The 13471-nt window shown below is 33.7% G+C and carries 10 protein-coding genes; 4 read left to right on the top strand and 6 right to left on the bottom strand.

From position 1 onward, the window contains the following. Positions 1-128 precede the first annotated feature (128 nt). The 3 genes from RPL90_RS05100 to RPL90_RS05090 form a co-directional block, all read right to left on the bottom strand. Positions 129-1250, bottom strand: coding sequence for an HAD family hydrolase (locus tag RPL90_RS05100; RefSeq protein ID WP_313546259.1), 1122 nt, complete (start codon positions 1248-1250; stop codon positions 129-131). 106 nt (positions 1251-1356) lie between these two features. After that, positions 1357-2832 (bottom strand): N-acetylglucosamine-specific PTS transporter subunit IIBC, encoded by a 1476-nt coding sequence (nagE, locus tag RPL90_RS05095; RefSeq protein WP_313546256.1) that lies wholly within the window; start codon positions 2830-2832, stop codon positions 1357-1359. 166 nt (positions 2833-2998) lie between these two features. Then, positions 2999-3619 carry a lysophospholipid acyltransferase family protein gene (locus RPL90_RS05090; RefSeq protein WP_313546253.1) on the bottom strand — a complete coding sequence of 207 codons (621 nt, stop codon included), beginning with the start codon at positions 3617-3619 and terminating at the stop codon, positions 2999-3001. Positions 3620-3792: 173 nt separating this feature from the next. Between RPL90_RS05090 and RPL90_RS05085 the strand changes: the two genes are divergently transcribed. Next, entirely contained in the window at positions 3793-5088 is a 1296-nt protein-coding gene (locus tag RPL90_RS05085) for a S1C family serine protease (protein ID WP_313546250.1), read from the top strand. Positions 5089-5175: 87 nt separating this feature from the next. Here RPL90_RS05085 and tyrS read toward each other — a convergent pair whose 3' ends face one another. Further along, positions 5176-6438: a tyrosine--tRNA ligase gene (gene tyrS / locus RPL90_RS05080; protein WP_313546247.1), complete on the bottom strand. Its 1263-nt coding sequence runs from the start codon at positions 6436-6438 to the stop codon at positions 5176-5178. Between the two features lie 375 nt (positions 6439-6813). On the opposite strand from tyrS, the gene RPL90_RS05075 reads away from it, so the two are divergent. Further along, a complete protein-coding gene (locus RPL90_RS05075) occupies positions 6814-7686 on the top strand; it encodes a biosynthetic peptidoglycan transglycosylase (RefSeq protein WP_313546244.1) in 873 nt (290 codons plus the stop codon). A gap of 62 nt (positions 7687-7748) precedes the next feature. Here the strand turns inward: RPL90_RS05075 and RPL90_RS05070 are convergent, their stop codons facing one another. Further along, positions 7749-9416 carry a formate--tetrahydrofolate ligase gene (locus RPL90_RS05070; protein WP_313546241.1) on the bottom strand — a complete coding sequence of 556 codons (1668 nt, stop codon included), beginning with the start codon at positions 9414-9416 and terminating at the stop codon, positions 7749-7751. A gap of 213 nt (positions 9417-9629) precedes the next feature. Beyond that, entirely contained in the window at positions 9630-11339 is a 1710-nt protein-coding gene (gene acsA / locus RPL90_RS05065) for an acetate--CoA ligase (RefSeq protein WP_313546238.1), read from the bottom strand. A 172-nt stretch (positions 11340-11511) separates the two neighbouring features. Here acsA and RPL90_RS05060 point away from each other — a divergent pair, with 172 nt between their 5' ends. Both RPL90_RS05060 and RPL90_RS05055 read left to right on the top strand, forming a co-directional pair. After that, complete coding sequence (locus RPL90_RS05060) at positions 11512-12144, top strand: N-acetyltransferase (RefSeq protein WP_313546235.1); 633 nt, start codon at positions 11512-11514, stop codon at positions 12142-12144. Between the two features lie 14 nt (positions 12145-12158). Continuing rightward, a complete protein-coding gene (locus tag RPL90_RS05055; protein ID WP_313546232.1) occupies positions 12159-13310 on the top strand; it encodes an acetoin utilization protein AcuC in 1152 nt (383 codons plus the stop codon). The last annotated feature ends 161 nt before the right edge of the window (positions 13311-13471 follow it).

The following is a 13471-nucleotide window of genomic DNA, read 5'->3' as shown; positions in this document are numbered from 1 at the left end:
ACAGTATTTTTACTGTATGCTTTTTTACTAACAAATGATAATTTCAATTTAGTAATAGCCAAATTATATGCATACAACATAAAAAAACCATTCAAAATATTGAATGGTTTTTTTATCAGATATCCTATTTATAATAAAATATTTCTAATTTCACCGACATGATCAACGATATAATCGGCGTCATAAGATTCCAATTCTGCTCTTGCGTCTTGTCCTTTCAAACCAGTTAAAGGTCCTATAAATGTTGCACCTATCGTCTTAGCACTTAATAGGTCTGCTAATGAATCACCAACGATAAACACTTCATCTTTATTTACACGATTCTCTTGATTGGTTGCAAACTTTTCATAGTTTGATTGTTCGTTACCTTCTAACGTAGCTAAATAACTAAATGGATTTGGTTTTCCTAATGGTTTTAACTCTGGATATAAATCTTCTGCAATTAAAACTTCGCTTGCAGTAACGATATGTTCATCTTCAAATAAGTCTTTAATATTTATTGTATCAAATGGTACAATCGTTTCCGTTCTTGGGCGACCCGTAGCAATTGCTATTTGATAACCTGCATCTTTTAAATCGCTTAATAATTGCTTAATTTCATTTACAGGTCTTAAAACAACCTCATCGTAAATATAACCTTGTTTAAAGGTAGCTCTATTTTCTTTTTGTTCTACTTCTTTAAATAATTTACAGCCTAAATACCATTCTTGATATACTTCTTGAGTTAACAACCAAAATGGACTCTTTAATTCAAACAACTCAGTACAAGAAGTATTCAGCACATTTTGAGCATGGTCTATAAGTGCTTGATATATATGATCTTTGCCAGGTTCTACATTAGCTAGAAATGTTAAAGGGGACTTAAAATCCAACTGAATATTTGACACACTCGTACCAACTTCTTTTAACGTTTGTTGACTAAATGTTTCTGCATTTAAAACTTTTTCTAAATGAGATGGTGACAACTGTTTACAAACTTCAATAAAATGTAATGCTGTAACTATAAATAGCATGTCCCAGTTTGAATTTAAACCTAATGATTTTAATTTAACTAATATTTTATCGTGATCAAATACTATGTCTCTTATTTTTTGTATATCCTCATCGTTTAAACTTTGAAAATCAATGTTAATATCAAGCCCCAGATAAGACTTGTCCATTAAAATTTCATATGTAGTTAAAGCAGACACATCGAAGCATCTTTCTTCACTTAAAAAGACACCATCAACATCAAACAATACCGACTTCATTTACTTCCACTCTCCTATTCAGAAAATTCTGATACTATCTAATTCTACAATTTCAAGTAAAAAAGAGCAAATGAATATTTCACATTTGCTCTTTAAATATGAGTGATTAATTATTCATTTGCTTTTCTATTTCATCTGCCACTTGTTGTACATGTGTGCCTATAATAACTTGTGTATTATGTTTACCACTCTTTGTTACACCAACAGCTCCAGCTGCTTTAATTTTTGCTTCGTCAATGATACTATTATCATCTAATTCCATGCGTAATCGAGTCACACAGTTAGTGAGTGAGGTAATATTTTCCTTCCCACCTAAGCCAGATAAAATTTCTGACGCGCTGTGTGAATATTTATTACTACCTTTAGTTTGATTAGCAGTATCACCTGTCGTTGCATTTTCAGATGCAGGATCTGGTAATAAGTTGTCTCCTCGCCCTGGTGTATTTAATTTTAATACTTTAATCGCAATTCTAAAGACAACATAATAAATAATAAAGAATGCGACACCTTGCACGAGCAGCATCAACGGATGATTGGCGTTTGGATTAATTAGTGACAATAAGTAGTCAATAAGACCTGCACTGAAAGTAAAACCAGCAGTCCAATGGAACAATGCGGCTATAAATAATGATAATCCTGTTAAAAATGCATGGATTACGAATAATACTGGTGCAACAAACATAAACGCAAATTCAATAGGTTCTGTTACACCTACGAAAAAGGCAGAAATTGCGCCCGCTAGCATTAAACCATACACACGTTTTTTCTGTTTTGATTCAGCGGTATGATACATCGCTAAGGCAGCTGCTGGAACACCAAACATCATGACTGGGAAGAAACCAGCCATATATCTTCCTGTAACACCTTTCACTGCATCGTGCCCTGTTTGGAATTTCGCGATGTCATCTACACCGGCAATATTAAACCAAAATACAGAATTTAATGCGTGATGAAGTCCAGTTGGTATTAACAAACGGTTAAAGAAACCATACAAGAATGCACCAAATGGGCCGAAATCAATAATCCATTTACCAAAAGCTACAATGCCTCCGTAAACGTATGGCCAAACAAAAAGTAAAGCTACAGTTAAAAACAAACTGAAAAACGCTGTTAAAACTGGTACTAAACGTTTACCACTAAAGAAAGACAAAGCCATAGGTAATTCAGTTTCGCTAAATTTATTATATGTAAAAGCAGCGATTAAACCGACTAACATCCCAACAAAAACATTAGCATTATCCATATGAGTAAATGCATCATCAACGCCTGAAGTCTTTATACCTAATAATGGTGCTAATTTTTCTGGACTTAACACAGTCGTAGTTAAAAAGAATCCTACAACGGCAGCTAACGCAACTGCACCATCATTCTTCTTAGCCATCCCCAACGCAACCCCAACCGCAAATAACACGCCGAGTTGATCTAAAATACTCGTACCAGCATTCATGAAAAATGTAGCGACGACTGGCCAAAGTTTTAAAGCGTTTAAGGCATTCCCAATACCAACAATAATTGCTGCAGCAGGAAGTACAGCAATCGGTAACATCAACGATCTCCCTAATCGTTGTAAGAAATTAAACATAGATATTCCCCCTTTTTATAATTGCTTAAAAAATAACCACGTATACAAAATATACGTGGTTGTCGTTGTTTACAGTACGTTTTTGTACAATTACATAGTAACATAACTCTTTTAAAATTCGTATTATTATTTGTATTTATATAATTTGAACTTTTAAAAATTGTCATTATTTGTTATTAACAAATTCATTTAATTCCAATTGTAATTGTCGTGTACTATTTTCTAATTGTTTTGTTAAATATTCTAACTTTTCATTTCTCTTCATAGACTTTGGTAAATCTTTAGTTTCTATTGGTTCACCAAATTTAATATGTGCATGACCTGTAATTAAGCCTAAAATATTTTTAGGACCAACGTAAGCAGCTGGTAAAATGGGCGCACCACCCATCATTGCAATCGTAACGGCACCTCTTTTTAGCGGTGCATCTTCAGATAATTGTCTACGTTGACCTGTAGGGAAAATACCAACCGTTTTATTTTCTTTTAATAACTTAATTGGTTTTTTTAAAGTACTGGGTCCCGGATTTTCACGATCTACTGGAAATGCATTTAATGATAGTAAAAAATTCCCAAATAATTTATTCTTAAACAGTTCTTTCTTTGCCATATAATGTATTTGGGTTGGGAAAATAGACATTCCTAACATGATTACTTCGTTATAACTTTCATGTGTACATGTAGCAACATATTTATTTAATTGCGGAATATTTTCTTTACCATGTACAGTTAATGATTTACTTACTTTTACTATTATAAAATATAAAATAGAACTTATTACTTTATACATGCGTTCACCTACTTTTTTAGCCTTTTGTTACCTAATAGATTTTATCATTTAGTTCGTCCTCAAACAAGAAAATTAAGAACTAGACCTCAGACTAAAGTTGTACTGCAAGTTACTAGCAAAACATTGTAAAAACTATATAATATAAACATAGCATAAATATTGGGAGGAAAATTATGTCAGAATATAATAAAGATAATCAACAAACAAATTTATCAAACAACTTAGAACAAAATAGCTTTAGCTATGAACAACCTCGGCATAGATATAAACCAAAATTCCCTTGGTTTAAAACAATTATAGTCGCGTTAATTGCTGGTATTATTGGTGCTATGATTGTATTAGGTATTGGTAAACTATTAAACAATACTGGTTCAGAACACAATGGATCATCAGTACAAGAAGCATCTAATAGTAAAGGCGGAAATACTTTAGATGGTAAAAATGACCAACACTCCTCAGTTAATAAAATGATTAACGATGTGTCCCCTTCAATTGTCGGTGTCATCAATATGCAAAAAGCACAAAACTTAAATGACTTACTTGAAGGTAAATCTTCGAAATCACAAGAAGCCGGCGTGGGATCAGGTGTCATCTATCAGACAAATGATAAATCTGCATATATCGTAACAAATAATCATGTTATTGATGGTGCTAGTGATATTAAGGTACAACTACATAACAACAAGCAAGTGAGTGCAAAATTAGTTGGTAAAGACGCGTTAACAGATATTGCAGTGTTAAAGATTAATCATACAGAAGGTACCAAAGCTATAAAATTTGCAAACTCATCTAAAGTTAAAACTGGAGATAGTGTATTTGCAATGGGTAATCCATTAGGCTTAGAATTTGCTAATTCAGTAACCTCAGGTATTATATCAGCGAGTGAACGTACAATTGATACACAGACGGCTGCAGGAGCTAACAAAGTCAATGTCTTACAAACTGATGCTGCAATTAATCCTGGTAATTCTGGTGGAGCGCTAGTAGATATCAACGGTAACCTTGTAGGTATTAACTCAATGAAAATTGCTAATGAGCAAGTTGAAGGTATTGGATTTGCCATACCTAGTAATGAAGTTAAAGTTACAATTAAAGAACTTGTTGAAAAAGGCAAAATTGAGCGACCATCTATTGGTATTGGTTTACTAAATCTTAGTGAAATCCCTGAAAATTATAAATCAAAATTAGATACTAATCGTAAAGATGGTGTCTATGTTGCTAAAGTTGATAGCGATAACGGACTTAAAGAAGGCGACATTATCACAAAAATTGATAACAAAACCGTAAAAGAAGATACAGATTTGAAATCTTACCTTTATCAACAGAAAAAGCCCGGTGAACAAGCAAAACTAACAATTGAACGTAAAGGCGAAACAAAACAAATTAACGTCACATTAAAAAAACTTAAAACTACATCTAAATCTACGCAATCGAGCGATGATGACAATCACGCAAATCCTTTCGAGTAGATAGCATTCATATAAAACAAAAGCACAACATTCAACTGTATCACAGTATTGAATGTTGTGCTTTTTAATGTGTCATGGCTATAATCTTTATTTAAAGTTCACCATAAAGTATTTCTTTTTACCACGTCTTATAATTGCAAATGCATTGTCAACTTTATCTTCTGTTGTTAATTCATAATTTACATCTTGTTGTCGTTCACCATTAATATAAATAGCGCCATTTGTTACATCTTCGCGAGCTTGGCGTTTAGAAGACGAAATACCACTTTCAACAATTGCCTCAACGATATTAGTCGTTGCATGACTAAGTTCAACTTGTGGTACATCTTTAAAACCTTCTTTTAATTCTTGAGCAGATAAAGTTTTTAAATCACCACTAAATAAAGCCGTTGAAATACGTTGCGCATCTTCTAATGCAGCTTTACCGTGAATGAATTCAGTTACATTTTCAGCTAATGCTTTTTGCGCTTCACGTAAATGTGGTGCTTCTTCTAAAGACTGTTGTAACTTATCGATTTCTTCCTTGCTTAAGAAAGTAAAGTATTTTAAGAATTTAATAACATCATCGTCTTTAGTATTAATCCAGAATTGGTAAAATTCGTAAGGACTCGTTTTATCAGCATCTAACCAGACAGAGCCACCTTCCGATTTACCAAACTTTTTACCATCAGCTTTAACGACTAATGGAATTGTTAGACCATATGACTCACGATCGCCATACATACGACGCATTAATTCGATACCACTCGTAATATTACCCCATTGATCTGAACCACCAATTTGTAATTTACAGTCATATTCCTTATTCAAGTGACCGAAATCAATTGCTTGTAGTATTGTGTAAGTAAACTCAGTAAATGAAATACCGTTTTCTAATCTTGTTTGAATAGAATCTTTACCTAGTAAGTAGTTAATCCCAACATGTTTCCCATAATCTCTTAAGAAACTTATTAAAGAAATTTGTTCTAACCAATCTTTATTATTTACTAATATTGCACCTTGATCTGTTCCAAATTCAAATAATTTATGCATCTGTTTGCTAATGCCTTGTTCATTTTTTTCTATTTGCTCTTCGGTTTGTAATACACGTTCTTCAGATTTACCTGATGGATCCCCTACCATACCTGTGCCACTGCCAATTAAAACTATTGGACGATGTCCGTATTCTTGGAAACGGCGTAACGTTAACATTGGCAATAAGTGGCCAATATGTAAACTATCCGCAGTTGGGTCAGCACCACAGTATAAAGACACTTGTTCTTTATTTAATAATGTTTCTAGACCTTCTTCATCCGTCTGTTGATAAATAAGGCCTCTCCATTTTAAATCTTCTAATAATGCATTTGTCATACTATCAACCTCCTATTTTCTGTAGATATTATTTTAGTATTAAATGAAAGCTGTCGATAAACAAAAAAACGCCCTTACATTAACATGTAAGGGCGCTCGCGCACGGTACCACCAAACTCTAAGTCTATCAACTTTATTAATGATACGTTCATTAACTTAAACGTTGGATTATGTTTCAAACATTAATAAGGTGTATTCGCTTTAATTTAATTAATAGTTCGCACCAACCACTATTTCTCTGAAAATTAACATTAAAGTTACTTTTCCTTTAACCCAAAATAATATCGAATTGAATATAATTATAAGTAAAGCTATTTTAAAAGTCAATATCGAAATATGTTATAATGATTTCGTTGATAGGAGGTGCAGCCAAACGTGGACACTTTAACAAAATTTGAAGTTATTTATAAAAAAATTAAGCATATCTTTGTAGCTTTATTCGTAATTGTGGCATCTATTGGTGTTATTTTATTGGCTGCCACTGTATTATATTTTAGTCATCTAACAAAAGATGCCACCCATATGTCTGATAAAGCTTTAAAAACCGAACTGTTAGATTTCCCTGGAAGTAAAACACTACACAAACGCAATCATGATATTTTAACAGCTTTTGATCAATCAGATAATACATTGATAGTTGGGCCTAAAAGTGTAAACGATACGGTAATTACAGCACTAACGTCATCAGAAGATAGTTTATATTTTAAACATAATGGAATATTACCTAAGGCTTTATTAAGAGCAGTATTTCAAGATGTCTTTAATACGCAGATATCATCTGGTGGTAGCACGATTACGCAACAATTAGTCAAAAATCAAATTTTAACAAATAAAAAAACATACTCGCGTAAGGCTAATGAATTGATTTTAGCGATGCGTACCGAAAAGCTATTTACTAAAAAAGAAATATTGTATATTTATTTGAACATTGTTCCATTCGGTAGAGATTATAATGGTGCTAATATTACAGGTATAGCCTCCGCCTCGTATAGTTTATTTGGTAAATCTCCAAATAATCTTACCGTTTCAGAGTCTGCATATATAGTTGGTTTATTACAAAGCCCCTATTATTATACGCCCTATAATTCAGATGGTTCATTAAAACCACAAGCACAATTAGCTATCGGATTAAACAGACAGCATTATGTATTAAGACGTATGTTAGTAGAAGATAAAATTACGTATAAGCAATTTAAAATCGCAGAAAAAGAAAATATTAAAGCTAACTTAAGAACGAATAATGAGTAAAAAGCACACGGCTCACAATATAGAGCTGTGTGCTTTATTTATTAAAAGATATAGACTATTCCTTAGAATAAGCCTTTCGCATGTCCATCATCAGTAACATCCATATTGAGTGCTGCAGGCTTCTTCGGTAATCCAGGCATCGTCATTATCGCACCCGTAAGTGCTACGATAAAGCCTGCGCCTGTTTTGGCTTCTAGTTCACGAATCGTAATTTCAAAATCACTTGGCGCGCCAAGTTGAGTTTGATCATCTGAGAATGAATATTGTGTTTTTGCCATACAAATTGGATATTTATCCCATCCATTTTCTTTAAATGAAGCCAATTGTTTTTGTGCTTTACTTGTAAATGAAACACCTTTACCGCCATATATTTCTTTTACAATTGTTTCAATTTTTTCTTCGATTGGTAACTCTAAATCATATAAATGTTTAAATGATTGTGGTTCAGCGATGACTTCTAATACGTTTTGTGCTAACGCTTCACCACCAGCACCGCCTTTTTCCCATACTTCAGTTAATGCTAGTCTTACGCCTTTATCTTTAGCCCATTGTTGGACGAATTCAGTTTCGGCATTTGTATCATGAATAAAGGCATTTAATGCTACTACAGGCTCGACACCATACTTTTTCACATTATCTACGTGACGTTCTAAATTGACGATACCTTGTTTCACCGCTTCGACGTTTTCAGCTTTTAAATCGTCTTTAGGTACTCCACCATGCATTTTCAACGCTCTTATAGTCGCAACTACTACGACTGCAGAAGGCTCAAAACCTGCTTCGCGTGCTTTTATGTTCATGAATTTTTCGGCACCTAAATCAGAACCAAAACCTGCCTCAGTAACTACAACATCGGCTAAATCTCTCGCAGTTTCCGTAGCTAAAACTGAATTACAACCATGTGCGATATTGGCAAATGGACCGCCATGTACTAACGCTGGAGTACCTTCAATCGTTTGAACAAGATTTGGCTTTATAGCGTCTTTCAAAATCATGGTTAACGCGCCTTCTACTTTTAAATCAGCTACTGTTACTGGTTTACGAGATCGCGTATAACCAATTGTAATTTTACTTATTTTAGTTCTTAAATCATCAATACTTGTTGCTAAACATAAAATAGCCATAATTTCTGAAGCTACAGTAATGTTAAAACCATCTTCACGTGGGATACCTTGTGTAGGTCCTCCAAGCCCTACATTTACTTGTCTTAATGCACGGTCATTCATATCTAACACGCGTTTCCATTCAATACGGCGTTGATCAATTTCTAGTTCATTCCCATGATGCATATGGTTATCTATAAACGCTGACAGAGCATTATTTGCAGTGGTAATGGCATGGAAATCTCCGTTGAAATGTAAATTAATATCTTCCATCGGTAAAACTTGTGCATAACCACCACCTGTAGCGCCTCCTTTAATACCAAATATTGGTCCGAGCGCTGGTTCTCTTAATGCTACCATTACTTTTTTCTTTAATCTATTTAACGCATCAGCTAAGCCAACAGTAACAGTAGATTTACCTTCCCCTGCGGGCGTAGGGCTCATTGCAGTCACTAAAATAACCTTACCCTTTTCTTCATTTTTGTTGATGCTATTAATATTAACCTTTGCTTTATATTTTCCGTATTGCTCTAATGCATCTTCTCCGATATTTACCTTTTGAGCAATTTCAGTAATAGGTTGTAATATTGCATTGTTTGCAATTTCTAAATCAGATAAATGTGTCACTTAAAATCCCCCTTAGTTTGATATAGTAAACAGAAACAAAAATAGAGAGTTAGTCCTCTATATTTATATTATCGAACTACCCTAACTTTGTCGACGTTTTAGGTAGCGCTTACATTAAATATTCATATTTTTAAATGTTAATTCACATAAAAAGAACACTACCTATAAAAGATAGCGTTCCTTTATGAATTCAATAGCTATAAGTTTCTATAATTAATCTTCCATTGTACTTAAATCGCCTACTGGTAAATCAAGTTCCCAAGCTTTAAGTACACGTCTCATGATTTTACCTGAACGCGTTTTTGGAAGTTTCTCTTTGAATTCGATTTCTCTAGGTGCAGCATGTGCAGCTAAACCTTCTTTAACAAAGACACGAATTTCTTCTTTTAAGTCATCACTAGCTTCATAGCCAGGTTTTAAAGCTACAAACGCTTTAATGATTTCGCCACGAACTGAATCAGGTTTACCAATTACACCAGCTTCAGCTACAGCGTCATGCTCAACTAATTTTGATTCTACTTCGAATGGACCTACACGTTCACCAGCAGTCATAATTACATCATCGACACGACCTTGGAACCAGAAATATCCATCTTCATCTTTATAAGCAGAATCACCTGAAACATACCAATCGCCAATAAAGTATGAATCATATTTTTCAGGATTTTTCCAAATTGAATGCATCATTGAAGGCCAACCTTTTTTCAATGCTAAGTTACCCATTCTATTTGGTGGTAATTCATTACCTTGATCATCCACGATAGAAGCTTCTACACCTGGAAGTGGTTTACCCATTGAACCTAATTTAACATCCATTGTAGGATAGTTAACAATCATATGGCCACCTGTTTCAGTCATCCACCAAGTATCTAATACACGTTTACCAAATACTTCATATCCCCATTTAATTACTTCCGGGTTTAATGGTTCACCTACTGATAAAATACTTTTTAGTGATGATAAATCATATTTTTTAATGACGTCATCGCCAGCACTCATTAACATACGCAATGCTGTTGGCGCTGTGTACCAAATAGTTACTTTAAATTCATCTATCATTTTATACCAAGCTTCTGGTGAGAAACGTCCACCTGCGATACAATTAGTGGCACCATTTAACCATGGACTAAATACACCATAAGATGTACCTGTTACCCAACCTGGATCTGCTGTACACCAATAAACATCGTCATCAGTTAAATCTAATACATATTTACCTGAAATATAATGTACTAACATAGCTTTTTGTACATGTAATACACCTTTAGGTTGGCCAGTTGAACCTGATGTATAATGTAAAATTAACCCATCATCTTCGTTTAACCATTCAGTATCAAACTCATTACTAGCCGTTTCCATCTCTTTATTAAAATCAACGTAGTCACTGTCTACATTGTCATCAACAACTATAATTTTTTCTAAATTAGGTAATTTGTCTTGTGGAATTCTAGGTAATAAATCATTAGTTGTAACAATAACTTTAGCGTCACTGTTATCTAATCTATCGCCTACCGCTTTTTCCATAAACGCTTCAAATAATGGCCCAACAATGGCACCTATTTTTAAAATACCTAAAAAGGCAAAATATAATTCTGGTGTTCGAGGCATGAAAATAAATACTCTATCACCTTTTTCTACATTTGCCTTATCTTTAAGGACGTTAGCCGCCTTATTAGAATAATCTTTCATTTCACTGAAAGTATAACTTTCTTTACGCGCGTCATCTTTATAATATAAAGCGATTTTATTTCCTTTACCGTCATCAACATGGCGATCAATACATTCATGTGCCATGTTCATTTTGCCAGTTTGATACCAAGAAAATGCTTTCTCTACCTCTTTCCAATCGAAGTTATTATATACTTCTTCGTAATTAGGTAGATTAAAGTTTCCTTGTTCCCCTTTATATACATCTACTTTCATTATGAAATCCCCCTTAAAGTGAAATCGCTTTCTTGAAATCTATTATATCTAAAATATACCCAATTTTCAAAAAAATAAAAGTGTATTTTTTTGTGTTAAATGACAACATCATCCATTATAATAACATTAATAATTATTGTAATAATAAATATAAAGGTGGTGGCTAAAAAATATGGAGCATAAAAAAACATATATAAAGCAATGCTATGACATTGATAACGACCGATATGTTATCGAAGGACCAGTGCCTATACAAGATTTAAAGCATATGACTTTTGATGAGGGTTTACATTCATTTAGATATCCCAATGAACAATTCGAGGCCATTAAAGAAATTAGCGAATTACCAGAAGGAAGAATTTTCGTCTTAAGAGATAAGCAACATATTATTGGCTATGTTACTTATCATTACCCAGATCCATTAGAACGTTGGTCTAGCGGTAAGTTACCATACCTAATTGAACTTGGTGCTATCGAAATTAGTTTGCCTTATCGTTATTTACATTTAGGTACAGAATTAATTAAATTAAGTCTGTCTCAAGATGAAATAGAAGATTATATTATTATAACGACTGAATATTATTGGCATTGGGACTTAAAAAATTCTGGGTTAGATGTTTATGAATACAAGAAATTAATGCAAAAATTAATGGGATATGGGGGTCTTGAAGTTTTTGCAACTGACGATCCAGAGATAACAAGTCATCCAGCAAATTGTTTAATGGCGAGAATTGGTTCACGTATTTCGATTAAACAATTACAAGCCTTTGATGATATTCGCTATATGAATCGCTTTTTCTTTTAAAGGGGAGAAAATTTATGAGTAACATTGAAACAACAGGTTATGTATATGCGAATGAATTACTTCAATATCGTTTCGCAAATGACCATCCATTCAATCAAATGAGATTAAAACTGACAACTGAATTGTTGCAAGATTTAGGCTATCTCAAGACCAGTCATATAGTGAAACCACGTATTGCTACCGACGAAGAATTATTATTAATTCATGCCTATGATTATATACAAGCCATGAAACACGCTTCTCACGGTATTTTAAGTGATACAGAAGCAAAAAAGTATGGTATTGATGGTGATGATACAGTTCAGTTTAAACACATGCATAAGCATAGTGCCAGAATTGTTGGCGGTGCGTTAAATTTAGTCGATGACATTATGTCGAATAAACTAACAAATGGCTGTCATTTAGGTGGTGGTTTGCACCATGCTTTACCTGGACGGGCTAACGGTTTTTGCATCTATAATGATGTCGCCATTACAATCGCATATTTAATTAAAAATTATAAATGCAAAGTATTATGTATCGATACAGATGCGCATCATGGAGACGGAACACAATGGAGCTTTTATACGAATGAAGATGTACTAACCTACTCTATTCACGAAACTGGAAAGTTTTTGTTCCCTGGTTCGGGTCATTACACCGAACGTGGTGATGAAAAAGGCTATGGTCGTACCGTTAATGTTCCACTTGAACCTTTCACTGAAAATGAATCTTATTTAGAATCTTTTAAAAGTACGATTTCACCTATCGTACAATCATATAAACCCGATATCATCATTAGTGTACATGGCGTAGACATACATTATTTAGACCCTTTGACTCACATGAGTTGTACATTAGATGCCCTTTATGAAATACCATACATTATTAAAGCATTAGCAGATGAATATACTGACGGTAAAGTCTTAATGTTTGGTGGTGGCGGTTATAATATATGGGAAGTCGTGCCACGTGCTTGGTCCCATGTATTTTTAGCACTTATAGGAAAATCAAAGCAACAAGGATCATTACCACAGAAGTGGTTAAATAAATGGCAACATTATGCGCCTTGTAAGCTATCGACTACTTGGAGAGACGAATTAAGAGATTATCCTTACATACCGAGAACTGCAGAAATCAGCGCAAGTAATTTAAAAGTCGCTAATTTAGTAAAATCTTGGTTCTAACAATGATATACCTAATCCTTTAAAAACAGGCAACTGCCATGATGTACATCTAGCAGTTGCCTGTTTATATTTTGATTAATGGTAATTTTTCTGAGCAAGACTCCTGACGAAAAAGAAAGTGTCTCGAGACTACAGGATCGAGCCTTTCCAGTAGGAAAGCG

It is taken from the genome of Staphylococcus kloosii (assembly GCF_032139365.1).
Taxonomy (GTDB): domain Bacteria; phylum Bacillota; class Bacilli; order Staphylococcales; family Staphylococcaceae; genus Staphylococcus; species Staphylococcus kloosii_A.
This window is presented reverse-complemented; position numbering and strand designations above follow the sequence as displayed.

Bases quoted from the DNA above. Each gene is read 5' to 3' on its own strand.
- tyrS (WP_313546247.1), bottom strand. From the start codon at position 6,438: ATGACAAATGCATTATTAGAAGATTTAAAATGGAGAGGCCTTATTTAT.
- RPL90_RS05060 (WP_313546235.1), top strand. From the start codon at position 11,512: ATGGAGCATAAAAAAACATATATAAAGCAATGCTATGACATTGATAAC.
- acsA (WP_313546238.1), bottom strand. From the start codon at position 11,339: ATGAAAGTAGATGTATATAAAGGGGAACAAGGAAACTTTAATCTACCT.
- nagE (WP_313546256.1), bottom strand. From the start codon at position 2,832: ATGTTTAATTTCTTACAACGATTAGGGAGATCGTTGATGTTACCGATT.
- RPL90_RS05085 (WP_313546250.1), top strand. From the start codon at position 3,793: ATGTCAGAATATAATAAAGATAATCAACAAACAAATTTATCAAACAAC.
- RPL90_RS05055 (WP_313546232.1), top strand. From the start codon at position 12,159: ATGAGTAACATTGAAACAACAGGTTATGTATATGCGAATGAATTACTT.
- RPL90_RS05090 (WP_313546253.1), bottom strand. From the start codon at position 3,619: ATGTATAAAGTAATAAGTTCTATTTTATATTTTATAATAGTAAAAGTA.
- RPL90_RS05100 (WP_313546259.1), bottom strand. From the start codon at position 1,250: ATGAAGTCGGTATTGTTTGATGTTGATGGTGTCTTTTTAAGTGAAGAA.